This is a genomic window from Qipengyuania xiamenensis (genome assembly GCF_019711495.1).
Taxonomy (GTDB): domain Bacteria; phylum Pseudomonadota; class Alphaproteobacteria; order Sphingomonadales; family Sphingomonadaceae; genus Qipengyuania; species Qipengyuania xiamenensis.
On the sequence record NZ_JAIGNM010000001.1, the window covers coordinates 577,710 to 600,438 of the forward strand.

At 60.9% G+C, this 22,729-nt stretch carries 33 protein-coding genes; 3 read left to right on the top strand and 30 right to left on the bottom strand.

Translation table 11 applies throughout. The annotated features are described in order from the left end of the window. Nucleotides 1-22: 22 nt before the first annotated feature. The 28 genes from secY to K3165_RS02950 form a co-directional block, all read right to left on the bottom strand. The gene (secY, locus tag K3165_RS02815; RefSeq protein ID WP_221547340.1) at nucleotides 23-1,387 is read right to left on the bottom strand and encodes a preprotein translocase subunit SecY; all 1,365 of its coding nucleotides are present in this window, start codon (nucleotides 1,385-1,387) and stop codon (nucleotides 23-25) included. A 104-nt stretch (nucleotides 1,388-1,491) separates the two neighbouring features. Continuing rightward, complete coding sequence (gene rplO / locus K3165_RS02820) at nucleotides 1,492-2,016, bottom strand: 50S ribosomal protein L15 (protein WP_221548301.1); 525 nt, start codon at nucleotides 2,014-2,016, stop codon at nucleotides 1,492-1,494. A 113-nt stretch (nucleotides 2,017-2,129) separates the two neighbouring features. Further along, nucleotides 2,130-2,318, bottom strand: a complete 189-nt coding sequence (rpmD, locus tag K3165_RS02825) for a 50S ribosomal protein L30 (protein WP_221431372.1) — start codon at nucleotides 2,316-2,318, stop codon at nucleotides 2,130-2,132. Nucleotides 2,319-2,323: 5 nt separating this feature from the next. Next, complete coding sequence (gene rpsE / locus K3165_RS02830; protein WP_247713865.1) at nucleotides 2,324-3,103, bottom strand: 30S ribosomal protein S5; 780 nt, start codon at nucleotides 3,101-3,103, stop codon at nucleotides 2,324-2,326. Continuing rightward, entirely contained in the window at nucleotides 3,103-3,447 is a 345-nt protein-coding gene (gene rplR / locus K3165_RS02835; protein ID WP_221431373.1) for a 50S ribosomal protein L18, read from the bottom strand. Before rplR ends, rpsE begins: the two co-directional genes overlap by 1 nt. A gap of 1 nt (nucleotide 3,448) precedes the next feature. Next, nucleotides 3,449-3,982, bottom strand: coding sequence for a 50S ribosomal protein L6 (rplF, locus tag K3165_RS02840; protein WP_221547341.1), 534 nt, complete (start codon nucleotides 3,980-3,982; stop codon nucleotides 3,449-3,451). Then, a complete protein-coding gene (gene rpsH / locus K3165_RS02845; RefSeq protein WP_221431375.1) occupies nucleotides 3,982-4,377 on the bottom strand; it encodes a 30S ribosomal protein S8 in 396 nt (131 codons plus the stop codon). The genes rplF and rpsH overlap by 1 nt, the downstream gene beginning before the upstream one ends. A gap of 11 nt (nucleotides 4,378-4,388) precedes the next feature. Further along, nucleotides 4,389-4,694, bottom strand: coding sequence for a 30S ribosomal protein S14 (gene rpsN, locus K3165_RS02850; RefSeq protein ID WP_221428656.1), 306 nt, complete (start codon nucleotides 4,692-4,694; stop codon nucleotides 4,389-4,391). Nucleotides 4,695-4,735: 41 nt separating this feature from the next. Further along, complete coding sequence (rplE, locus tag K3165_RS02855; RefSeq protein ID WP_221431376.1) at nucleotides 4,736-5,314, bottom strand: 50S ribosomal protein L5; 579 nt, start codon at nucleotides 5,312-5,314, stop codon at nucleotides 4,736-4,738. Continuing rightward, a complete protein-coding gene (gene rplX / locus K3165_RS02860; protein ID WP_221431377.1) occupies nucleotides 5,307-5,627 on the bottom strand; it encodes a 50S ribosomal protein L24 in 321 nt (106 codons plus the stop codon). The genes rplE and rplX overlap by 8 nt, the downstream gene beginning before the upstream one ends. A gap of 1 nt (nucleotide 5,628) precedes the next feature. Next, the gene (rplN, locus tag K3165_RS02865) at nucleotides 5,629-5,997 is read right to left on the bottom strand and encodes a 50S ribosomal protein L14 (protein WP_067464754.1); all 369 of its coding nucleotides are present in this window, start codon (nucleotides 5,995-5,997) and stop codon (nucleotides 5,629-5,631) included. A 56-nt stretch (nucleotides 5,998-6,053) separates the two neighbouring features. Next, nucleotides 6,054-6,344 carry a 30S ribosomal protein S17 gene (gene rpsQ / locus K3165_RS02870; protein ID WP_221428659.1) on the bottom strand — a complete coding sequence of 97 codons (291 nt, stop codon included), beginning with the start codon at nucleotides 6,342-6,344 and terminating at the stop codon, nucleotides 6,054-6,056. Nucleotides 6,345-6,354: 10 nt separating this feature from the next. Beyond that, the gene (gene rpmC / locus K3165_RS02875) at nucleotides 6,355-6,564 is read right to left on the bottom strand and encodes a 50S ribosomal protein L29 (RefSeq protein ID WP_221547342.1); all 210 of its coding nucleotides are present in this window, start codon (nucleotides 6,562-6,564) and stop codon (nucleotides 6,355-6,357) included. Further along, nucleotides 6,564-6,998: a 50S ribosomal protein L16 gene (gene rplP / locus K3165_RS02880; RefSeq protein WP_040963569.1), complete on the bottom strand. Its 435-nt coding sequence runs from the start codon at nucleotides 6,996-6,998 to the stop codon at nucleotides 6,564-6,566. Before rplP ends, rpmC begins: the two co-directional genes overlap by 1 nt. A 21-nt stretch (nucleotides 6,999-7,019) precedes the next feature. Next, nucleotides 7,020-7,715: a 30S ribosomal protein S3 gene (gene rpsC, locus K3165_RS02885; protein WP_221547343.1), complete on the bottom strand. Its 696-nt coding sequence runs from the start codon at nucleotides 7,713-7,715 to the stop codon at nucleotides 7,020-7,022. A gap of 1 nt (nucleotide 7,716) precedes the next feature. Continuing rightward, nucleotides 7,717-8,094 carry a 50S ribosomal protein L22 gene (rplV, locus tag K3165_RS02890; RefSeq protein ID WP_067690121.1) on the bottom strand — a complete coding sequence of 126 codons (378 nt, stop codon included), beginning with the start codon at nucleotides 8,092-8,094 and terminating at the stop codon, nucleotides 7,717-7,719. Then, nucleotides 8,094-8,369 (bottom strand): 30S ribosomal protein S19, encoded by a 276-nt coding sequence (rpsS, locus tag K3165_RS02895; protein WP_221431380.1) that lies wholly within the window; start codon nucleotides 8,367-8,369, stop codon nucleotides 8,094-8,096. Before rpsS ends, rplV begins: the two co-directional genes overlap by 1 nt. A gap of 6 nt (nucleotides 8,370-8,375) precedes the next feature. Beyond that, entirely contained in the window at nucleotides 8,376-9,212 is an 837-nt protein-coding gene (rplB, locus tag K3165_RS02900) for a 50S ribosomal protein L2 (protein ID WP_221431381.1), read from the bottom strand. A gap of 14 nt (nucleotides 9,213-9,226) precedes the next feature. Next, the gene (locus tag K3165_RS02905) at nucleotides 9,227-9,535 is read right to left on the bottom strand and encodes a 50S ribosomal protein L23 (protein WP_221428663.1); all 309 of its coding nucleotides are present in this window, start codon (nucleotides 9,533-9,535) and stop codon (nucleotides 9,227-9,229) included. Then, a complete protein-coding gene (gene rplD, locus K3165_RS02910; protein ID WP_221428664.1) occupies nucleotides 9,528-10,151 on the bottom strand; it encodes a 50S ribosomal protein L4 in 624 nt (207 codons plus the stop codon). The genes K3165_RS02905 and rplD overlap by 8 nt, the downstream gene beginning before the upstream one ends. 2 nt (nucleotides 10,152-10,153) lie before the next feature. After that, entirely contained in the window at nucleotides 10,154-11,011 is an 858-nt protein-coding gene (gene rplC / locus K3165_RS02915; RefSeq protein WP_221431383.1) for a 50S ribosomal protein L3, read from the bottom strand. A 244-nt stretch (nucleotides 11,012-11,255) separates the two neighbouring features. Further along, nucleotides 11,256-11,567 (bottom strand): 30S ribosomal protein S10, encoded by a 312-nt coding sequence (gene rpsJ / locus K3165_RS02920; RefSeq protein WP_006831877.1) that lies wholly within the window; start codon nucleotides 11,565-11,567, stop codon nucleotides 11,256-11,258. Nucleotides 11,568-11,891: 324 nt separating this feature from the next. After that, nucleotides 11,892-13,067, bottom strand: a complete 1,176-nt coding sequence (gene tuf, locus K3165_RS02925) for an elongation factor Tu (RefSeq protein WP_221547344.1) — start codon at nucleotides 13,065-13,067, stop codon at nucleotides 11,892-11,894. 93 nt (nucleotides 13,068-13,160) lie between these two features. Then, a complete protein-coding gene (gene fusA / locus K3165_RS02930) occupies nucleotides 13,161-15,254 on the bottom strand; it encodes an elongation factor G (protein ID WP_221547345.1) in 2,094 nt (697 codons plus the stop codon). 110 nt (nucleotides 15,255-15,364) lie between these two features. Next, nucleotides 15,365-15,835 (bottom strand): 30S ribosomal protein S7, encoded by a 471-nt coding sequence (gene rpsG, locus K3165_RS02935; protein WP_221431386.1) that lies wholly within the window; start codon nucleotides 15,833-15,835, stop codon nucleotides 15,365-15,367. A gap of 24 nt (nucleotides 15,836-15,859) precedes the next feature. Further along, nucleotides 15,860-16,231: a 30S ribosomal protein S12 gene (gene rpsL / locus K3165_RS02940; protein ID WP_115366484.1), complete on the bottom strand. Its 372-nt coding sequence runs from the start codon at nucleotides 16,229-16,231 to the stop codon at nucleotides 15,860-15,862. A gap of 373 nt (nucleotides 16,232-16,604) precedes the next feature. After that, nucleotides 16,605-17,186, bottom strand: coding sequence for a hypothetical protein (locus K3165_RS02945; protein ID WP_221547346.1), 582 nt, complete (start codon nucleotides 17,184-17,186; stop codon nucleotides 16,605-16,607). After that, a complete protein-coding gene (locus tag K3165_RS02950; RefSeq protein WP_221547347.1) occupies nucleotides 17,187-18,572 on the bottom strand; it encodes an AAA family ATPase in 1,386 nt (461 codons plus the stop codon). It abuts the gene before it with no gap. 201 nt (nucleotides 18,573-18,773) lie between these two features. Between K3165_RS02950 and K3165_RS14085 the strand changes: the two genes are divergently transcribed. Further along, on the top strand, nucleotides 18,774-18,905 hold the full coding sequence (locus K3165_RS14085; protein ID WP_282098652.1) for a hypothetical protein: 132 nt from the start codon (nucleotides 18,774-18,776) through the stop codon (nucleotides 18,903-18,905). A 234-nt stretch (nucleotides 18,906-19,139) separates the two neighbouring features. On the opposite strand, the gene K3165_RS02960 is transcribed toward K3165_RS14085, so the two are convergent. Together K3165_RS02960 and K3165_RS02965 are read right to left on the bottom strand one after the other, a co-directional pair. Next, on the bottom strand, nucleotides 19,140-20,123 hold the full coding sequence (locus K3165_RS02960) for a copper resistance protein B (RefSeq protein WP_425594391.1): 984 nt from the start codon (nucleotides 20,121-20,123) through the stop codon (nucleotides 19,140-19,142). Then, nucleotides 20,120-21,838 carry a copper resistance system multicopper oxidase gene (locus tag K3165_RS02965; protein WP_221547348.1) on the bottom strand — a complete coding sequence of 573 codons (1,719 nt, stop codon included), beginning with the start codon at nucleotides 21,836-21,838 and terminating at the stop codon, nucleotides 20,120-20,122. Before K3165_RS02965 ends, K3165_RS02960 begins: the two co-directional genes overlap by 4 nt. A gap of 86 nt (nucleotides 21,839-21,924) precedes the next feature. Here K3165_RS02965 and K3165_RS02970 point away from each other — a divergent pair, with 86 nt between their 5' ends. Both K3165_RS02970 and K3165_RS02975 read left to right on the top strand, forming a co-directional pair. Beyond that, a complete protein-coding gene (locus K3165_RS02970; RefSeq protein WP_221548303.1) occupies nucleotides 21,925-22,194 on the top strand; it encodes a metal-sensitive transcriptional regulator in 270 nt (89 codons plus the stop codon). A gap of 46 nt (nucleotides 22,195-22,240) precedes the next feature. Then, the gene (locus tag K3165_RS02975; RefSeq protein WP_221547349.1) at nucleotides 22,241-22,720 is read left to right on the top strand and encodes a DUF411 domain-containing protein; all 480 of its coding nucleotides are present in this window, start codon (nucleotides 22,241-22,243) and stop codon (nucleotides 22,718-22,720) included. The last annotated feature ends 9 nt before the right edge of the window (nucleotides 22,721-22,729 follow it).

Consider the following 22,729-nt stretch of genomic DNA (forward strand, 5'->3'; position numbering starts at 1 on the left):
GGTGTCCCCTTCGTCTCGGGATTTAACGCAGGCGGCCCTTGAGCTTCGCCTTCTTGATGAGGTCGCCGTACTGGTGCGCCAGCAGGTGCGACTGGATCTGGCTGATCGTATCCACCGTGACGTTCACGACGATCAGCAGGCTGGTACCGCCAAGGAACAGCGGGACGCCGGTCTGTGCGATCATGTATTCGGGCACTACGCAGACGAAGGTCAGGTAGATGGCACCGATCACGGTGATGCGGGTCAGCACGTAGTCGAGATATTCCTCGGTCCGCTTACCCGGACGGATGCCCGGGATGAAGCCGCCGTTCTTCTTCAGGTTCTGCGCGGTCTCTTCGGGATTGAAGACGACGGCAGTGTAGAAGAAGCAGAAGAAGATGATGCCGAGGCCATACAGCGTCATGTAGAGCGGCTGGCCGTGCTGCAGGTACTGGAGCACAGTGCCGAAGCTTCCGCCGACGCCGCCGTCCGGATCCAACGCATTGCCTGCGAACTGGGTGATCGTGAGCGGGAGCAGCAGGAGCGAGCTGGCGAAGATCGGAGGGATCACGCCGGCCGTGTTGAGCTTGAGCGGGAGATGCGAGCGGTCTGCCTGCATCATGCCGCGCTGCGTTGCACGCTTGGGATACTGTACCAGCAGGCGGCGCTGTGCACGCTCGAAGAAGCTGATCAGCAGGATCAGGCCGACGACCATGACGATGAAGCCGAGCAGGATGCCGGTTGCGATCGACCCTTCGCTGTAGCCCGAGGCCATGTTGGTCACGAAGGTCGGGAACTGTGCGACGATGCCCGCCATGATGATCAGCGAGACGCCGTTACCGATACCGCGGCTGGTGATCTGCTCACCCAGCCACAGCAGGAACATCGTGCCGCCGACAAGGCTGATGACAGCGCCGATCCGGAACATGAGGCCGGGGTCGACAACGGCAGCAATGCCGCTGGACGCGCCGAAGCTTTCGAGGCCGACGGCCAGGAACCAGCCCTGGATGGTGCAGAGGAAAACCGTACCGTAACGCGTGTACTGGTTCAGCTTCTGGCGACCGGTGGTGCCTTCCTTCTTCAGCGCAGCAAGCGTGGGATGCAGGGCCGAGGCCATCTGCACCACGATCGAGGCGGTGATGTAGGGCATGACGCCGAGCGCAATCAGGCTCATACGTTCCAGGCTGCCGCCCGTGAACATGTTGAACATGTCGATGATGCCGCCCTGCGTCTGGTCGGCAAGCTGGCTCAGTGCGCGGGCGTTGATACCCGGCAGCGGCACGAAGCTGAGGAAACGGAAAACGATCAGCGCGCCGATCGTGAACCAGATACGCTGCTTGAGCTCCGTGGCCTTGGAGAAATTGGCGAGACTGATGTTGCTCGCAAAACTATCGGCGCTTGATGCCATTGGTCGTCTTCGATCCTAGCTTTTCGCCGGCCCGTCCCGGCATAGACCGGACAGATAGGGAGCGAGGCGACCTTTGTCGAACCCCGCTCCCCATATTTTCGGTATTATTTGGACTTCTTGGCCTTGTTGGCTTCGGTGCGCTTGGCCTTCTTTTCGGCTTCGCTTTCGCCCTTGGCGATCACTTCGACCGAACCGCCAGCCTTCTCGACCGCCTCGATGGCGCCCTTCGAGGCACCGGCGACGACGAACTTGGCCTTGGCCTTCAGTTCACCCTTGCCAAGGAGACGTACGCCGTCCTTGCCGCCGCGTGCGAGGCCAGCAGCCTTCAGTGCAGCGTGGTCGATGTCCTTCTTGGCGTCGAGCTTCTTCGCGTCGATGAACTTCTGGACCATGCCCAGGTTCACTTCGGCGTAGTCCTTGCCGAACGGGTTGTTGAAGCCGCGCTTCGGCAGACGCATGTGAAGCGGCATCTGGCCGCCTTCGAAGCCCTTGATGGCGACGCCCGAACGGCTCTTCTGGCCCTTCTGGCCACGGCCACCGGTCTTGCCCTTGCCCGAGCCGATGCCACGGCCGACACGGATGCGCTCCTTGCGGGCGCCGGGGTTGTCGCGGATGTCGTTGAGTTTGATAGTCATGTCTGCACTCGCTTTCGCTTTTGTTCGCGCTGAAAAATGGAAGCGGCCCGCTATCGCAGCAGGCCGCCCCCGTCAAATTGTAATCGTATCCGACGAAGGCCTGCGCCTTAGTCTTCGACGATCGCCACCAGATGCGGGACCTTGGCCACGGCGCCGCGCACTTCAGGGGTATCCTGACGCTCGACAACCTTGTGCATCTTGTTCAGGCCAAGACCGATGAGGATCTTGCGCTGGCCTTCGGGACGGCGGATCGGCGAACCGATCTGCTTGAGCTTGATGGTCTTTGCTTTCGCCATCTCAATTACTCCGCGATAGCGGCGGCGTCGGCTTCAGCCTCGGCCTCCGATGCACCACCGCGACCGAGCAGGTCGGCGACCTTTTTGCCGCGACGCTGGGCAACCGACTTCGGCGAAGTCTGGTCAGTCAGCGCGTCGAAGGTGGCGCGGATCATGTTGTAGGGGTTCGAGGTGCCGACCGACTTGGTCACCACGTCGGCAACGCCGAGGCTCTCGAACACGGCACGCATCGGACCACCGGCGATGATACCGGTACCCGGAGGCGCCGTACGCACGGTAACCTTGCCTGCACCGAAGCGACCGTTGCCGTCGTGATGGAGGGTACGACCTTCCTTCAGCGGGACGCGGATCATCTTCTTGCGAGCAGCAGCGGTTGCCTTCTGGATCGCTTCCGGCACTTCGCGGGCCTTGCCCTTGCCGAAGCCGACACGGCCCGAGCCGTCACCCACGACCACGAGCGCAGCGAAACCGAAGCGCTTACCGCCCTTCACCGTCTTGCTGACGCGGTTGATGTGGACGAGCTTCTCGATGATGCCGTCGTCTTCTTCCTCGCGGCGGTTACCACGACGATTGTCGCGACCACCACGGCCACGGCCACCGTCACGGTTGCCGCCACGGCCACCACGACCGCCACGCTCGCGCGGCTGGCCTTCGGCACCCTGTGCGGGATCCTGGTTGGCAGCTGCTTCGCTCGGAGTGTCGGCAACAGCCGGCGTCTCGTTGGTCACAGCGTGTTCGGTTTCAGCCGTCACGGCTTCTTCGTTCTTGTTTTCGTCAGCCATCATCAGAACTCCAGCCCGCCTTCACGAGCGGCGTCGGCCAGCGCCTTGACGCGGCCATGGAACAGGAAACCACCGCGGTCGAACACGACGGTCGTGACGCCAGCCTTCTTGGCAGCAGCAGCGATGTCGCTACCGACCTGCTTGGCGGCATCGACGTTCGCGCCCGAGCCCTTCACGCCGAGGGTCGATGCCGAAGCGACGGTCTTACCCGCTGCATCGTCGATGACCTGAGCATAGATGTGCTTGCCGGTGCGGTGCACCGACAGACGGGGCTTGCCACCGGCACGGTTGCGAAGCGCAGTGCGGACGCGGCGACGGCGACGTTCGAAAAGAGAAAGCTTTGCCATCTTACTTCTTCTTCCCTTCCTTGCGGAAGATATACTCGCCGCGATACTTGATACCCTTGCCCTTGTAGGGTTCGGGCTTGCGCCACTTGCGGACATTCGCCGCGAACTGGCCCACGGCCTGCTTGTCGGAACCGCTGATTTCGACGGTCGTCTGGTCCGGGGTCTTCACCTCGAGACCTTCGGGAACGTCGAGATCGACGTCGTGCGAGTAGCCGAGCTGAAGCTTGAGCTTCTTGCCCTGAGCCGATGCACGATAGCCGACACCGTTGATTTCGAGAACCTTGGTGAAACCTTCGGTCACACCTTCGACCAAGTTCGACACGAGCGTGCGCTGCATACCCCAGTGGTTGCGAGCGGCGCGGGTATCATTGGCCGGAGTGACGGAGATTTCGTCATTCTCGAGCTTGTACTCGACGAGATCCGACAGACCCATCGAAAGGGTGCCCTTGGGACCCTTCACGTTGAGCGTGCCTTCCTCGATCGTGGCAGTGACCCCGCTGGGGATCGCTACCGGCTTTTTGCCGATGCGGCTCATCAGAACACCTCCGCCAGCACTTCGCCACCGACGTTTTCGTTGCGTGCTTCGTTGTCCGAAAGCACACCGCGCGGCGTCGAGACGATGGTGATGCCGAGGCCGTTGCGAACGACGGGGAGTTCTTTCGAACCCGCGTAGACGCGGCGGCCAGGCTTGGAGACACGGGCAACGTGCTTGATCGCAGGTTCGCCCTCGAAATACTTCAGTTCAATCCGCAGCTGCGGGTGCTTGCCCGAAGCATCGTCGCTGTAGCCACGGATGTAGCCTTCGCGCTGGAGCACTTCGAGGACGTTCGCACGCAGCTTGGAAGCCGGCGAAAGGACGCTGTCCTTCTTCGCCTGCTGGCCGTTGCGGATACGGGTGAGCATATCACCCAGGGGATCGGTCATAGCCATCTGTCTTTACCTCACCAGCTCGACTTCGTGAGGCCCGGAATCAGGCCCTTGTTGCCGAGGTCACGCAGTTCGATACGGTTGAGGCCGAACTTGCGGTAGTAGCCGCGGGGGCGGCCGGTGGTGGCGCAGCGGTTGCGCACGCGGGTCGGGTTCGCGTTGCGCGGCAGCTCAGCCATCTTGAGACGTGCGATCAGACGCTCGCCTTCGTCGAGGCTTTCGTCATTAGCGATAGCCTTCAGCTTTGCGTACTTGTCCGCATACTGCTTGACGAGCTTCTTGCGACGCTCGTTCTTGTTGATCGAACTCAGTTTCGCCATTGGACTTAAGTTCCTTCCTTATCCTGCGATCCGGAAGCGGCTCACGCCGCCTCCTTCTCTTCCGACTTTTCAGCCGGGAACGGGAAGCCGAACAGCTTGAGAAGCTCGCGGGCTTCTTCGTCGGTCTTCGCCGTGGTGGTTACGATGATATCCATGCCCCGGACCTTCTCGATCTGATCGTACGAGATTTCGGGGAAGATGATCTGCTCTTTGAGGCCCATTGCGTAGTTGCCACGACCGTCGAACGACTTGGCGTTGAGGCCACGGAAGTCGCGGATGCGGGGCATTGCAATGGTCACGAGGCGGTCGAGGAATTCGTACATGCGCTCGCGGCGGAGGGTGACCTTCGCGCCGATCGGCATGCCTTCGCGCAGCTTGAACTGTGCGATCGACTTCTTGGCCTTGGTGATGACCGGCTTCTGGCCGGCAATCTTGGCCATTTCTTCCGCAGCGGTCTGAACCTTCTTCTTGTCCTGGCTGGCTTCGCCAACGCCCATGTTGAGCGTGATCTTTTCCAGCTTCGGAACTTCGAGGCGGTTCTTGTAACCGAACTTCTCGGTCATCGCCTTGACGATCTGGTCGTCATAGCGCTGCTTCATACGGGGGGTGTAATCAGCCATCGATGGTCTCCCCACTCTTCACGGCAACACGCACCTTCTTGCCGTCCTTTTCTTCGAAACGGACGCGGGTGGGCTTGCCATCCTTGGGATCGGCCACAGCAACCTTGCTGATGGGCATCGGTGCTTCGAAGCGGTCGATGCCACCCTGCGGGTTCTGCTGGGTCGGCTTGCGGTGACGCGCTGCGATGTTCACACCTTCAACGACGACCTTGCCGTCCTTGGGGCTGACTTTCGCCACGGTACCGGTCTTGCCCTTGTCCTTGCCGGACAGGACGACGACGGTGTCACCCTTCTTGATCTTAGCGGATGCCATCTTAGAGCACCTCCGGAGCAAGCGAGATGATCTTCATGAAGCCGCGGCCGCGCAGTTCGCGGACGACCGGGCCGAAGATACGGGTGCCGATGGGTTCTTCGCTCTTGTTCACGAGAACAGCGGCGTTGCTGTCGAAGCGGATCACGCTGCCGTCGGGGCGGCGTACGTCCTTCTTCGTGCGCACGATGACAGCGCGATGGACATCGCCCTTCTTCACCTTCGTACGCGGCTGGGCTTCCTTGACGGAAACCACGATCACGTCACCGACGGACGCGGTGCGGCGCTTGGAGCCGCCCAGTACCTTGATGCACTGGACGCGCTTTGCGCCGCTGTTGTCCGCGACGTCGAGATTGGATTGCATCTGGATCATTGATCCGGTTCCTTCTCTTGGCTTGCCGGGACATTTGCCCGGCAGTTCCTAAAACGTCAGTTGCCTGCGGCTTCGACTTCGAGGTCAGCCTCGACAGCCTGGGTTCCGCCTGCCGTCACGCGGTCCTTGACCATCCAGGTCTTGGTCTTCGAGATCGGCTTGGTTTCTTCGATGCGCACGACGTCGCCGAGTGCGTACTCGTTCTTCTCGTCGTGTGCGTGGTACTTCTTCGAGCGACGGATGATCTTCCCGTAGAGGGGGTGCTTCACCTTACGCTCGACCAGTACGGTCACGGTCTTGTCGGTCTTGTCGGAGGTGACGGTGCCGATAAGGATACGCTTGGGCATGGTCTACTCCTTACGCCTTGGCTGCCGCTGCGCGGGCACGTTCGCCCTGCAGCGTCTTGATCTTGGCGATCGTACGACGGACTTCGCGGATGCGCGCCGGAGCTTCGAGCTGGTTGGTCGCCGCCTGGAAACGGAGGTTGAATGCCTCGCGCTTCAGGCTGGTGAGTTCTTCACCCAGCTGGTCGTCGCTCTTCTGGCGCAGATCTTCGATCTTGCTCATTATTCGCCTCCGAGGTGCGAGGTGTCGCCCAGGCGGGCCACGACCTTGGTCTTCACCGGCAGCTTCATGGCTGCACGGCTGAACGCTTCGGCAGCCAGCGGACCGGCAACGCCGTCGAGTTCGAACAGGATGCGGCCCGGCTTCACGCGAGCTGCCCAGTATTCGACCGAACCCTTGCCCTTACCCTGACGGACTTCGGCAGGCTTCTTCGAAACCGGCACGTCCGGGAAGACGCGGATCCAGAGACGACCCTGGCGCTTGATGTGACGCGTAATCGCGCGGCGAGCCGCTTCGATCTGGCGCGCGGTGATACGCTCGGGCTCGAGAGCCTTCAGCCCGTAAGAGCCGAAGTTGAGCGTGGTGCCGCCCTTGGCGTTGCCATGGATCTTGCCCTTGAACGCCTTGCGGTACTTGGTTTTCTTCGGTTGCAGCATGGTTCTTTCCTATACCTGCAATCAGCGAGCCGGACGGACGCCGGACGTCTGCGATTCCATCATGAGACGGTCCTGCGCGGTCGGGTCATGGCCGAGGATTTCGCCCTTGAAGACCCACACCTTGATGCCGATGATGCCGTAAGCGGTCAGCGCTTCGGCTTCAGCGTAATCGATGTTGGCGCGCAGCGTGTGCAGCGGCACGCGGCCTTCACGATACTGTTCGACGCGGGCGATTTCCGCACCGCCGAGACGGCCGCCACACATGATCTTGATGCCTTCGGCACCAAGGCGCATGGCCGACTGCATGGCGCGCTTCATCGCACGGCGGAATGCCACACGGCGGATCAGCTGGTCGGCGATGCCCTGGGCGACGAGCTTGGCATCGACTTCCGGCTTGCGGATTTCGACGATGTTCAGCTTCACTTCGCTTTCGGTCATCTTCGACAGCTGCGTGCGCAGCTTCTCGATGTCCGCACCCTTCTTGCCGATGATGACGCCGGGACGCGCAGCATAGATCGAGATGCGGCAAAGCTTTGCCGGACGTTCGATCACGACCTTCGAGATAGCGGCCTGGGCAGCGTTCTCGAGGATGTACTTGCGGATCTCGATGTCCTCGGAGAGCAGCTTGGCGTAGTCACGCCCTTCGGCGTACCAGCGGCTGTCCCAGGTGCGGTTGATCTGCAGGCGCAGACCGATCGGATTGCTCTTATGGCCCATCTTACGCCTCTTCCTGCTCGCGGACGACGATGCGCAGGCGGCTGAACGGCTTCAGGATGCGCGTCGACTTGCCGCGACCACGGGTGTGGAAGCGCTTCATCGTGATCGACTTGCCGACCGAAGCCTCAGCGACGACCAGTGCGTCGACATCGAGGTTGTGGTTGTTTTCCGCGTTGGCGATCGCCGAAGCGAGAACCTTCGTGGCATCCTTCGCCATCGCCTTCTTGGAGAATGCGAGGATGTTGAGGGCCTCTTCGGCCTTCTTGCCGCGGATGAGCTCGGCAACGAGGTTCAGCTTCTGGGCGCTACCACGGATGGTGGTGCCCACTGCCAGTGCCTCGTTATCGGCGACGCGACGGGGTGCTTTCTGCTTGCTCATCAGCGCTTGCCCTTCTTGTCGGCAGCGTGACCCGGGAAGGTGCGCGTGGGCGCGAATTCACCGAGCTTGTGGCCGACCATTTCTTCCGAAACGGATACGGGGATGAACTTGTGGCCGTTGTACACGTTGAACGTGAGACCGACGAACTGGGGCAGGATCGTGCTGCGGCGCGACCAGGTCTTGATCGGCTTGGCATTGTTTGCGTCCTGCGCTTCTTCTGCCTTCTTCAGAAGGCTGAGTTCGACGAACGGACCTTTCCAGACGGAACGAGCCATGTCGGGTTACCTCTTCTTCTTGGCGTGACGCGAACGGATGATCATCTTGTCCGTCTGCTTGTTCTTGCGGGTACGGGCGCCCTTGGTCGGCTTGCCCCACGGAGTAACCGGATGACGGCCACCGCTCGTGCGCCCTTCACCACCACCGTGCGGGTGATCGACCGGGTTCTTGGCGACACCGCGGGTCAGCGGCTTGATGCCCATCCAGCGACGACGACCGGCCTTGCCCAGATTCTGGTTCTGGTTGTCCGGGTTCGACACGGCGCCAACGGTGCCCATGCAGTCGGCGCGCAGGTAACGCTGCTCGCCGCTGTTGAGACGCACGATGACCATGCCGCGGTCACGACCGACCAGCTGGACGTAGGCACCTGCCGAACGTGCGATCTGACCGCCCTTGCCGGGCTTCATTTCGACGTTGTGGCAGATGGTGCCGACCGGCATCTGGCCGAGCAGCATTGCGTTGCCGGGCTTGGTGTCGGTCTTTTCGCCAGCGATGACCTTGTCGCCGACAGCGAGACGCTGCGGAGCGATGATGTAGGCCTGCTCACCGTCTTCGTACTTCACGAGTGCGATGAAAGCGGTGCGGTTGGGATCGTATTCGATCCGTTCCACAGTGCCTTCAACGTCCCACTTGCGACGCTTGAAGTCGATGAAGCGGTACTTCTGCTTGTGACCGCCGCCGATGCCACGCGAGGTGACATGGCCCTTGTTGTTCCGGCCACCGGTCTTGCGCTTGCCTTCCGTGAGCGACTTGACGGGCTTGCCTTTGTACAGGCCCGACTTGTCGACGAGGATGAGGCCGCGGCGCGCGGGGCTCGTCGGTTTGTAGTTCTTGAGTGCCATTACTCTCTAGCCCCTCAGATACCGCTGGTGACGTCGATCGAGTCGCCGTCCTTCAGGGTGACCACGGCCTTCTTCAGGTCGTTGCGCTTGTAGGGCTTGCCCCTCCAGCGCTTGGTCTTGCCCTTCACGTTGATGGTGTTGACGCCCGTGACGCTCACGCCAAAGATCGCCTCGACGGCTTCCTTGATCTGCGGCTTGGTCGCATCGTTAGCCACCTTGAAGACGACGGCGTTATGCTCGGAAGCAAGCGTCGACTTTTCGGTGATGTGCGGTGCCAGCACGACGTCGTAGTGACGTGCTTCCACTTCCTGCTTCTTAGCCATTGAAACGGCCCTCCAGCTTCTCGACCGCGTCCTTGGTGAGGACGAGCGTGTCGTGCTTCAGGATGTCGTAGACATTGGCGCCCATCGCGGGGAGGACGTTCACGCCCGGCAGGTTGCCGGCGGCCTTCTTGAAGCCGTCGTTCACGCTTTCGCCGTCGATGATCAGGACCTTGCCGGCCCAGCCATTCTTGTCGAAGTGACCCTTGAGCGCCTTGGTCTTGGCGTCCTTGAGCTCGAGGCTGTCGACGACAACGAGGCCGTCCTTAGCCTTGCTCGAGAGAGCCATCTTGAGACCGAGTGCACGGATCTTCTTGTTCAGCGACTGCTCGAAGTCACGCTTGCGCGCACCGTGAGCCTTACCACCGCCGATGAAGATCGGAGCGCCACGATCGCCGTGACGTGCGCCGCCCGAACCCTTCTGGCGACCGAACTTCTTGCCGGTGCGGGCAACGTCCGAACGCTCACGCGTGGGACGTGCGGTGCCGCGACGGTTCTCGAGCTGCCAGGTGACAACGCGGTGCAGGATGTCAGCGCGCGGCTCGACGCCGAACACATCGTCGTTCAGCTCGATATCGCCCGACGCCTTGCCGTCGATTTTCTGGACCTTGACCTTCACGATCAGGACTCCTTGCTTTCACCGCCGGCATCGCCGTCGGTGGTGGTTTCGGCGTCCGCACCCGATTCCTGCTGCTGCATCAGCTTTTCCTGCTGCTCAGCGGAAACTTCGGTGCCGACTTCGTGCTCTGCTGCGCTCTCGATGAGACCCGCATCGGCCTCTTCCGATTTGAACTCATCTTCGTTGCGACGCATCACGCCGGGGAACGGCAGATCGTCGGGCATGGCAACCTTCACGGCATCGCGAACCATCAGCCAGCCATTCTTCGCGCCCGGGACCGAGCCCTTGACGAAGAGGAGACCGCGATCGGCGTCGGTGCGCACGATTTCGAGGTTCTGCTGGGTACGCTGGCGGTCACCCATGTGACCAGCCATCTTCTTGCCCTTGAACACGCGGCCCGGATCCTGACGGTTACCCGTCGAACCATGCGAGCGGTGCGAGATCGAAACACCGTGGGTGGCGCGCAGACCGCCGAAGCCCCAACGCTTCATGGCGCCGGCAAAGCCCTTACCCTGGGTGTGGCCGGTGATGTCGACCTTCTGGCCTGCGACGAAGTGTTCGGCCGAAATGCGGGCACCGACGGGAAGCAGAGCTTCTTCGCTGTCCACGCGGAATTCACCGACCTTCATCTTCAGCGCGACTTCAGCCTTGGCAAAGGCTTCGCGCTGCGGCTTGGCTACGTTCTTTTGTTTCGCTTCGCCCGAACCGACCTGGACGCCGTAATAGCCGTCACGGTCTTCCGTGCGATGTGCGGTGACCTGGCAATCTTCCAGCGAAAGAACGGTCACGGGTACGTGCCGTCCGTCCTCCTGGAAGAGGCGGGTCATCCCGACTTTCTTTGCGATAACGCCTGTGCGCATCGTCAAACTCCTCAACAGAGGCACCAAGGAGCTCATCCCCAAGGTGCGTGCCAGCCCGATTGTGCGATGCGTGCCCCCGTCCGGGCTGATTGCTTCCCGAGGGAAGCAGACGGGGGACGCAGTCCCGGGCGATTGCCCGGCGGTATCCCGATGTCTTGCCTGATCCGTGGATCAAGCGGGGCTATCGAGTGCCCCGAAATTTTCCTGCGGCTTTAGGTCCGGCAGGTGGACCGAAACCAAACGCTTAGGCGAGCTTGATTTCGACGTTCACGCCAGCAGCGAGGTCGAGCTTCATCAGAGCGTCGACGGTCTGGGCGTTGGGCTGCACGATGTCGAGCAGACGCTTGTAGGTGCGCACCTCGAACTGCTCGCGCGACTTCTTGTCGATGTGCGGGCCGCGGTTCACGGTGAACTTCTCGATGCGCGTCGGCATGGGAATGGGACCACGAATAAGGGCACCCGTGCGACGCGCGGTGTCTGCGATTTCGCCAGTTGCCTGGTCGAGAACGCGATGGTCGAACGCCTTGAGGCGAATGCGGATATTCTGTGCTTCCATTACCTACACCGATGCGAAAGAGCCAAGCGGACCAGCGGGTGGCCCGCAAACAAAAAGAAAGGTCAGCCCCACTGTGAGCCCGGTTTCCCGGTTGCGGGCGACCTTCCGTGAATTCTCTGATCGGGAACGAATCCCCGTCTGTGAGCGCGCATATACGGGTGAGGCCCCGATCTGGCAACCCCCGATTTCCGCCCGACTGAACAGGCATTCATCGAGTGCGCCGAACCGTGCATTTCTGCCGGTTTTTTACGCTCACACTAATAGCGAAGGGCCCGCCCTCCCCTGACGGGAGGACGGGCCCCTCTCTAAGTTTCAGCTAAGAGCTTACTTCTTGATGGTGCCGACAACACCCGAGCCGACCGTACGGCCGCCTTCGCGGATTGCGAAGCGCAGGCCCTGGTCCATGGCGATCGGTGCGATCAGCTTGACGTCGATCGTCACGTTGTCGCCCGGCATCACCATTTCGGTGCCTTCGGGAAGGATCACTTCGCCGGTGACGTCGGTGGTGCGGAAGTAGAACTGCGGACGGTAGTTCGCGAAGAACGGCGTGTGACGGCCGCCTTCGTCCTTCGAAAGGACGTAGACTTCTGCGCTGAACTCGGTGTGCGGCGTAACCGAACCCGGCTTCGCGAGAACCTGGCCACGCTCGACTTCTTCACGGCCAACGCCGCGGATCAGTGCACCGATGTTGTCACCAGCTTCACCGCGATCGAGCAGCTTGCGGAACATTTCGACGCCGGTGACGGTCGTCTTGGTGGTGTCCTTGATGCCGACGATTTCGACTTCGTCGCCAACGTTCACAACGCCGGTTTCGACACGACCGGTGACAACCGTACCACGACCCGAGATCGAGAACACGTCTTCGATCGGCATCAGGAAGTCCTTGTCGACCGGACGATCGGGGGTCGGGATGTAGCTGTCGACAGCGTCCATCAGAGCCTTGATCGAGCTTTCGCCGATTTCCGGATCGCGACCTTCGAGAGCGGCCAGAGCCGAACCCTTGATGATCGGAATATCGTCGCCGTCGAAGCCGTATTCGGTGAGGAGTTCACGAACTTCGAGTTCGACGAGCTCGAGGATTTCCTCGTCGTCGACCTGATCGACCTTGTTCAGGTACACGACCAGCTTCGGAACGCCGACCTGACGTGCAAGCAGGATGTGCTCGCGGGTCTGCGGCATCGGGCCGTCAGCTGCGTTCACGACCAGAATGGCGCCGTCCATCTGGGCTGCACCGGTGATCATGTTCTTCACGTAGTCGGCGTGACCCGGGCAGTCGACGTGTGCGTAGTGACGCGCGTCGGTTTCGTACTCGACGTGTGCGGTCGAGATGGTGATGCCGCGCTCACGCTCTTCGGGAGCCTTGTCGATGTTTGCGAAATCGACGGCCGAACCCTGAACCTTGGTGATTGCCGCGGTCAGCGTGGTCTTGCCGTGGTCAACGTGACCGATGGTGCCGACGTTAACGTGCGGCTTATTACGCTCGAACTTTTCCTTCGCCATTTTCCAATAACCTCTGTCTTAAAATTTGGGATTTCTGCGGGGAGGAAACGGCGCCCGCTGAATCAGGCGCCGCCCCTAGACCGGTCGGCTCGCTTACGCAAGCTTCTCCTTGACTTCCTGTGCAACGTTAGCCGGAACTTCGTCGTAGTGGCTGAACTGCATCGTGTACTGTGCACGGCCCTGGGTGAACGAGCGCAGCTCATTCACGTAACCGAACATGTTCGCGAGCGGCACGTTGGCTTCGACTGCCTGGGCATTGCCGCGGCTGTCGGTGCCCTGGATCTGGCCACGACGGGAGTTAAGGTCGCCGATGACGTCACCGAGGTAATCCTCGGGGGTCACGACTTCAACCTTCATGATCGGTTCCAGCAGCTTGATGCCTGCACGCTCTGCGACTTCGCGCATTGCGCCACGGCCGGCGATTTCGAACGCGATCGCGCTCGAGTCGACGTCATGGTAGGCACCGTCGTACAGGTTGACGGTGAAGTCGATGATCGGGAAGCCGACCAGGTGACCGCTCTCGGCCTGCTCGCGCAGACCCTTTTCGATCGCCGGGATATATTCCTTCGGAATGTTACCGCCCTTGATCTCGTCTTCGAAGACGAAGCCCTGACCGCGCTCACCCGGGGTGACCTTGAGCTTGACGCGACCGAACTGACCCGAACCACCCGACTGCTTCTTGTGGGTGTAGTCCACGTCCACAGCCTTGCCGAGGTATTCGCGATAAGCGACCTGCGGTGCGCCGACGTTTGCTTCGACCTTGAACTCGCGCTTCATGCGATCGACGAGGATGTCGAGGTGAAGCTCGCCCATGCCCTTGATGATCGTCTGGCCCGACTCGTGGTCGGTGGTGACGCGGAAGCTCGGATCTTCGGCAGCCAGGCGGTTGAGGGCGACGCCCATCTTTTCCTGGTCGGCCTTGGTCTTCGGTTCGACCGACAGCTCGATCACGGGCTCGGGGAATTCCATGCGCTCGAGAATGATCGGAGCGCTCGACGCACACAGGGTGTCGCCGGTGGTGGTTTCCTTGAGACCTGCGATAGCGACGATGTCGCCAGCGAATGCTTCATCGATGTCCTCGCGGTTGTTCGAGTGCATCAGCAGCATGCGGCCGATCTTTTCCTTCTTGTCCTTCACCGAGTTCAGGACCGAACCCTTGGTGAGGTGACCCGAATAGATGCGGGTGAAGGTGAGCGAGCCGACGAACGGGTCGTTCATGATCTTGAAGGCCAGCGCCGAGAACGGAGCTTCGTCCGACGACGGACGGGTGTCTTCTTCGTCGCTGTCGGGCTTGACGCCCTTGATGGCCGGAACGTCGAGCGGCGACGGCATGTAGTCGACAACCGCGTCGAGCAGGGGCTGGACGCCCTTGTTCTTGAACGCCGAACCACACAGCACGGGAACGAAGTCGCGCGCCATGGTGCCCTTGCGGATGAGACGCTTGAGCGTCGCCGCGTCGGGCTCTTCACCTTCGAGGTAAGCTTCCATGACATCGTCGTCCTGTTCGACGGCGGTCTCGATCAGCTTCTCGCGGTATTCGGCAGCCTTGTCGGCCAGGTCAGCCGGGATGTCGACGTAGTTGAACGTCGCGCCCAGACCGTCGTTTTCCCAGACGATACCGCGGTTGTTCACGAGATCGACAACGCCCTGCAGGTCGCTTTCCGCGCCGATCGGGAGATAAAGGACCAGCGGGTTCGCGCCGAGGCGGTCGATGATCGACTGGACGCAGTAGTAGAAGTCTGCGCCGGTGCGGTCGAGCTTGTTGACGAAGCACATACGCGGAACGCCGTACTTGTCGGCCTGGCGCCACACGGTTTCGGACTGCGGTTCAACGCCGGCAACGCCGTCGAAGACTGCAACCGCGCCGTCGAGCACGCGCAGCGAGCGTTCGACTTCAATGGTGAAGTCGACGTGGCCCGGGGTGTCGATGATGTTGATGCGGTGCTTTTCGCCCTTGCCATCGTCGTTCTGCCAGAACGTGGTCGTGGCAGCCGAGGTGATGGTGATGCCGCGTTCCTGCTCCTGCTCCATCCAGTCCATGGTCGCAGCGCCGTCGTGGACTTCGCCGATCTTGTAGGACTTGCCGGTGTAGTAGAGGATACGTTCGGTCGTGGTGGTCTTGCCGGCATCGATGTGGGCCATGATGCCGATGTTGCGGTACCGCTCCAGCGGATATTCGCGTGCCATGTGAAATTCCTCGTGGGGTTGGGACGACCATTTTGCCGCCCCTTTGGAAAACTAATGTGACCGTCCGGCGACCGTTCCACCCGAAGGCGAAACGGTCTCCGAACCGGTGCTTACCAGCGGTAGTGCGAGAAGGCGCGGTTCGCGTCCGCCATGCGGTGCGTGTCTTCGCGCTTCTTGACGGCGTTGCCGCGGTTGTTCGCAGCATCCATCAGCTCGCCCGACAGGCGTGCAGCCATGGTCGTCTCGGGACGACCGCGTGCAGCGCCGATCAGCCAGCGGATCGCGAGTGCCTGGGCACGCTCGGGGCGAACCTCGACCGGCACCTGGTAGGTCGCACCACCGACACGGCGGCTGCGCACTTCGACCTGCGGCTTGATGTTGTTCAGGGCTTCATGGAACAGCTCGACCGGGTTCGTCTTTGCCTTGTTCTCGACGGTGTCGAGCGCGGTGTAGACGATACCTTCAGCAACGGCCTTCTTGCCGTCATACATGAGGTTGTTCATGAATTTCGAAAGGACCTGATCGTTGAACTTCGGATCAGGCAGGATTTCCCGCTTCTCGGGACGACGACGACGACTCATTGATTATCTCCTAAGTCCCGTGGATTACTTCGGACGCTTCGCGCCGTACTTCGAGCGCGACTGCTTGCGGTCCTTAACGCCCTGCGTATCGAGCACGCCGCGAAGGACGTGGTAGCGAACGCCGGGAAGGTCGCGAACACGGCCGCCGCGGATGAGCACAACGCTGTGCTCCTGCAGGTTGTGGCCTTCGCCCGGAATGTAGGAGATGACTTCGCGCTGGTTGGTCAGGCGAACCTTGGCAACCTTACGCAGAGCCGAGTTCGGCTTCTTGGGGGTCGTCGTATAGACGCGGGTGCAAACGCCGCGCTTCTGCGGGTTGGCTTCCATTGCAGGGACCTTGGACTTGGCCTTCTGCGGAACGCGGCCCTTGCGGACCAGCTGGTTAATAGTCGGCATGAGTTCTCTCTTCACCGTGTGATGGCGGCGACTAGCGGGTTGACTGGTGATGCGATCGGGTTCGTGCAGTTGCGACGCACGCGGCGCTTAGAAGCACCGGGGCGGTCTGTACGCACGAGCCTGAAACGCTCCACCCATCGGCCCACACGGCCACCGGGTTACTTTGACGGCTGCCCCGAGCGATCCATGAGGTTCGCTGCAATAGAAAAGAGCCTTATCGCGATTGCGACAGGCCCCCGGGTCATGACCGGCAATGTTCAGCTCTATCTGGCCGGAGTTGGCTTCGCGCAGGGCGATTCCCTCACCGGATGGGCGCGCACATAGTGCTGGAGGGGGAATTGGTCAAGGGAGGGGTGACGTGGCCTTTGCCAAGTCAAACGGACAAATCACCTTGACCACGGTTGTCCTCACCTCTTGGGATCTTGCGGAGTTCGGCACCTTGCCAGCTCAGAATATCGATTTTCTCGTTGATCCAATCATCGATTCCTCCAAGGACTTGCCCAGATCCGACAGACATCTTGAGAAGCACCGGATCACTCGTTTCCGGTTCAGCAACCACCTCAGATTCGAAGGAAACATGGAATACGGCACGATCAGGCACTACCCCCTCCACCACGCCTGCCATGGCCATGTAATTGAGGGCCATGCCCTCAAATTGCTTTTTGGTTTTTACCCACTCTTTGTTCGTTAGCTTGGATTTCAATTCCACCACATGAAGAGTTGGCCGGTCGTCATGCGAGACTACGATTGCTGCGTCAGCGCAATTCCTACTCTTGCACCACCTCAACGACACTCGGTTATCTCTATGAAAGAAACCCAAGCTATCGGCCTCAACAGCGAAGGTAACGACCGCATCATCGCGACCGTCTACGCGCTCAATAACTTCGATATGTCCGTCAGACTGTAGGACATACCAATCATTCTCCAAGCGCGACAACTTGAATGAATCGAGCATTTATTCTTGAAGTTCCATTACTTCGTCTACGAGATCGAACAAAGTTTGGTTGATACTATTCACCACGAAGCCCCCCTCTTTGAATGGCGCTTCTTTCACAAAACTTCGCCCATTGCCTTCCTCGAACTCGTATACCCTCACATCATCACGCCTCAATACGTCGTGCTTGGAGTATCCGAGCGCCTTCATCTTCGGTTGGGACAAATCAGCCAAACGACAGAGTAAATTGATCTGCTGTATGAATGTGTCGCTGTGAGTGGTTGCCACGATAGGTCTGTCTGAATTTGCCAGCCGCGCTAAAGCACGGGCCATACAGCGTTGAGCGCTTAGGTGGAGGTGCGCCTCTGGCTCCTCAATAATGATCCCGTCATAGCAAGGGCTAGCGCTTACTAGCGCAAGAAATGGCGTGAGCTCCGTAATCATTGACGAGACTGCGTGCATGGGCAGTGCGCCATCGAACTCCTTCGAGACAAAACGAAACTCTGGGACCCCTCGTCCAGTGATCGAAAGCTCGCCCCCGAAGATCGACCGCTCCAGAAATTCAACAATCTCCATGTTGAATCTTCCGGAATTGTCGCTCGATTGGATGAGATCCTGAATGAAACGACTCATCGGAGCCGTAAAACGAGAAGAACGCCTTCGTGTTGATGTCGGCTCAGGATCAAACGCTGACGAGGCCAAATCACTAACGCTCAACACGAGTCCAGTACGAGCAGCAGGAAGATAAGTAGCCCTCATCCATTGCGCGTGCAGGTCTCCAAATATGATTTTTTCCACACACGCACGGTAGATCACGTCGTACTCATTCGAATCTAGTCCAATTAGAGCACTTAAATTCTCTGCACTCCCACCCCCTTCTGCACTCCAGGAAAACATCCAAGAGCTAATGACATTAATAAAGTCGGATTCACCAAGCTCAGCGCGAACCCACTCCGGTTCTTTTGACATTGCCTCTATGCAGATTTCAGACTTTGAGCGGAACTTTATCGACCCGACACGAAGGCTTTTGTGATTAAAGATTCGATGAGCAAACTTTTCAAAGTTTCGCGCCAAGAACCGATTGTAATGAGACAGAATCTTTTGACCAGATATCGAAATTTTTTCGTCAGGAGACTGTTTTGCTGAATCAAGCAAGTCCTTGAACCACTTAGGTGATTTGCAAAGATTCTCACCATTGTTGCCAAGCCCAAGAAAAGACGACCGGACAGCCCACACGATATTGGCAAGATAGCTCTTTCCGGAGCTATTTTTCCCTACGAACATCACGAATTTGGAAAATTCTATTTCAGCATTTTTAATTTTTCCGAGGTCCTCGACGCTCATCACCGCAGAACCTTCCGGCGAATAACGAGCTCCTCGACTGTTAAGGCTGAGCATTTCGGGCATTCTCGATTTCTATCCAAACAACATGCTTGTGAAGGCTCGCACTACGGTATTTGACAGGGTTGGCAAACCCAGTTTGTCCCAGCCGCAATTCAGGAGAAAACCTTTCCATTGGCGATCTCTAAAAAGCCATTGGTCGGTAACAATCAGGATCAGGAGATCCCATTTTCCTACTTGGCCGGAATGTGCATCGTGGCTTGGGCCATGACCGAAAGCACCCGCAAGCTCGCCCGCCAGGCCACCTCTGCCGTCGCGCATGTGGCACCTGAGCCCGAGGATGACGATCCCCTCCTCGCCTTCGCGCCCTTCATCCACTCTCACCCGCGGCGCAATTGACCGTGCGGTCAGCTTCGCTTCCGATTACGCCGCAGCTCCAGCGGCGCTTCGTCGCCACGCTGGCGGCCACCGGGATCGTCACGCAGGCGGCGCGCTCCGTGGGCAATAGCATGGAGGCGCTCTACAAGCTGTGGGCGCGGCTTGGGTCGGAAGGGTTTGCGGCGGCCTGGGACGCGGCGCTGGAGCGCGGGCTGCAGCGGCTTCGCGCTGGAGTTCCGTCTCGCCCGACTGGCCCTAGAACCAGGCCCTGATGCCGAAGACGGCTGCCACGCCGTCCGGATCCTCGCCCGCGAGGCGCGCGATATCCGCGGTCTCGCCCAGCTTGGCCTCGTAGCCGACGCCGACATAGGGGGCGAACTCGCGAGCGATTTCGTAGCGCAGGCGCAGGCCCGTCTCGATCTTGGTGAGCCCTGCCCCGATCTCGCGTTCGGGAATGTCCTGTGCGGACAGTTCCAGCTCCACCCGAGGCTGCAGGATCAGGCGTTGCGTGATCTTCTGGTCGTATTCGCCCTCCAGCCGCGCGGTGAGGTCGCCGCGGTCGGACAGGAACAGCGCGCCGTCTACGTGCCACATATAGGGCGCAAGGCCCTGCACGCCGAGCACGAGGTGGCTGCGGGTTTCCGGCTCGAGATCGATGCGCGCGCCTGCCTGCAGGTCGAAAAAGGGGCCGATCGCATGGCCCCACAGCGCCTGTATCTCGGCGTCTTCGATACTCTCGCCGAATTCGCCCTCGCCTTCGGACTTGATCACGAACTTGTCGATATCGCCGCCGTACCAGCCCTGCACGTCCCACAGGAACGCCTCGTGACCGTCGGAAATGCGCACTTCCAGCCGCTCGGCCATGAGGGTGCCGGTCAGCATGTCGCCGTGGGTGGCGTGGTTGGTCTTGCGAGCCCCGGCCATGGCTTCGGCGCCGAAGATTTCGTCGGCCGCGTGCTGCGGACCCTCGAACGCCTCTGCGGGCGGCGGGCCGGAGGGGAAGTCGCCCATGGCATGCGCCGAATGGTCCATCTGCGGCTTGGCGGTCAGGTCGGGGAGCTTGAACGGAGCGGGCGCCTTTTTCATCTCGCCGTGGCCCGAATGATCGTCCTTCGCGGGCTGCTCGGTCGCGGGCTTCTCCTCCTGCGCCCCGTGCCCTTCATGGCCCGACATGTCCTGCGCGGACAGCGGCGCTGCGGCGAGCGCGAGTGTGCTCGCAAGGCCGAGGCGGAGCATCATGCGCCCTCTCCCGCTGCGGGGAACGGACGCACGGTCACCGTCTGCATCATGCCGGCGTGCATGTGGTAGAGCAGGTGGCAGTGGAAGGCCCAGTCGCCCGGCTCGTTCGCGGTGACGTCGAAGGTCGCCGTGCTGCCCGGCTGGACGATGACCGTGTGCTTGAGCGGCTGGTTCATCATCCCCGCCCCGTTGACCAGCTCGAAGAAGTGGCCGTGCAGGTGGATGGGGTGCGCCATCATCGTGTCGTTGACCAGCTTCACCCGCACCCGCTCGTCATAGGCGAAGCGGATCGGGTCGTCGGTCACGGCAGAGAACTTCTTGCCGTCGAAGCTCCACATGTAGCGTTCCATGTTGCCGGTCAGGTGGATTTCCATCTGGCGCGTCGGCATGCGATGCGGGTTCATCCGCTTCGCCTTGAGATCGGTGTAGCGCAGCACGCGATGATCGACATTGTCGAGCCCGAGGCCCGGGTAATCCATCCGGTCCATCGGCATGGGCGAGACCATGTCCAGCCCCGGCCCTACCTTCACATCGGCAGGCAGCTTGGAGGTGTCACGCATCGAGTGGTCCATTTCGCCATGCCCCATCGCGCCGTGGTCCATCCCGCCGTGGTCCATGCCTGCCATCGAGCCCATGCCCATATCGGCCATGGTGAGCGTCACCGGCTCGCGCTGCGGCGGCGGCGTGGCTCTGTGGCCCTTGTGCGAGGTGAGCGAAGCCACACCCATGCCCGAGCGGTCCATCGCCTCTGCCACCAGCGCATGGCTGCCCGCTGGAGGCGCGACGATCACGTCGTAGGTCTCGGCCGTGGCGATCTGGAACTCGTCCACCTCGACCGGCGCGACCTCCATTCCATCGGCGGCGATCACGGTCATCGGCACGCCGGGAATGCGCACGTTGAAGAAGGTCATCGCAGAGCCATTGATCACGCGCAGGCGAACCTTCTCGCCCGGCGCGAACAGATATTCGAGCCCGTCCATCGGGCCATGGCCATTCATGAGGAAGGTGTAGGTCGAGCCAGTCACATCCGAGATGTCGCGCGGGTTCATGCGCATCCCGCCCCACATCAGCCGCTCGCTGACGGGCATGTCGCCTTCGGTCGCGGTCTGCATCTGGTTGTTGAAGTAGTGCTCGCCGACTTTCAGCAGGCGGGCGATCTCGTGCGGATGGCGCGGCGTGAATTCGCTCAGCAGGACGACATAGTCGCGGTCGTAGCGCGGATCCGGTTCGGCGCTCTCGATGATAAGCGGACCATAGTGCCCCGCCTGCTCCTGCAGGCCCGAGTGCGAGTGCCACCAGTAGGTGCCGTTCTGTCGGATCGGGAATTCGTAGGTGAAGGTCTCGCCCGGCTTGATACCGGGAAAGCTGACGCCCGGAACACCGTCGAACTGGAACGGCAACAACAGGCCGTGCCAGTGGATCGAGGTATCTTCATCGAGATTATTGGTCACATCGATGCGGACGTTCTGGCCTTCCTTGAGGCGCACCAGAGGTCCGGGCACGCTGCCGTTCACGGCGATCGCATGCCCCTTTCGCCCACCGACCGCGAAGTGATGGTCGCCGACACTCAGCGCGATCTTCTCACCGGAAACCTCGCCAAAACCCTGCTTCGCATGGGTCAGGCTCTCACCGCGCGCCCATGCCGGAAGCGGAAGCGACATCGCCGCTCCGAGGGCTGCGGTGCTCGTGATGAATTTGCGGCGATCTACCGACATGAACGCTACCGTAAAAAAGGTTCTGTTGAAGGACTTCGGGCGATCACATATATACCCCCACAGGGTATTACAACTGGATGGACGACATGGCTGCGAATGCCGACGCAAAAATCAATCGACTCAACCGGATTGCGGGTCAGGTGAACGGCGTCGCGAAGATGATCGAGGACGATCGCTACTGCATGGACATCCTGCACCAGATCCAAGCCATCAAGTCGGCGCTCGCCAAGGTCGAGACGCAGGTCCTCAAGGATCACGCCGCCTGCTGCGTGGCCGAAGCAATCGCCAGCGGCGACGAGGCCGAGCAGCGCCAGAAGTTCGAGGAACTGGTCGAACTGCTGGAAAAGCGCCGCTAGTTCGAGCCGCTATACCCGTTTTCAAATTACCCAAGGAGCCCGCCCGATGAGCATTCGATCGCTGACCCGCACCCCGCTTCGCCTCGCACTGGGCCTGTCGCTTGCCGCATGTGCGGGCGCTGCTCAGGCGACCAGCATCACGATGTATCGCGATCCGAACTGCGGCTGCTGCCTCGCCTGGCTCGACCATGCGGACGACCACTTCGCCAAGGGTGACGAGACGGTGGCGAGCAAGACCATCGACAGCGAGAATATCGCAGCGGTGAAAGCCGCCAATGGCGTGCCTGCCGATCTCGTTTCCTGCCACACCGCCATCGTCGACGGCATGGTGATCGAAGGCCATGTCCCTGCCGCCGACGTCGAGCGGCTCTTGGCCGAACGACCGGAAGGCATCACCGGCCTTGCTGTGGCCGGAATGCCCCTGGGATCGCCGGGCATGGAAATGGGGGCACGACGGCAGGCCTTCCAGGTCATCGCCTTCGGGCCCGACAAACGGATGGTCTGGGCGAGCTACCCCGCCAGCTAGGGACAGGAC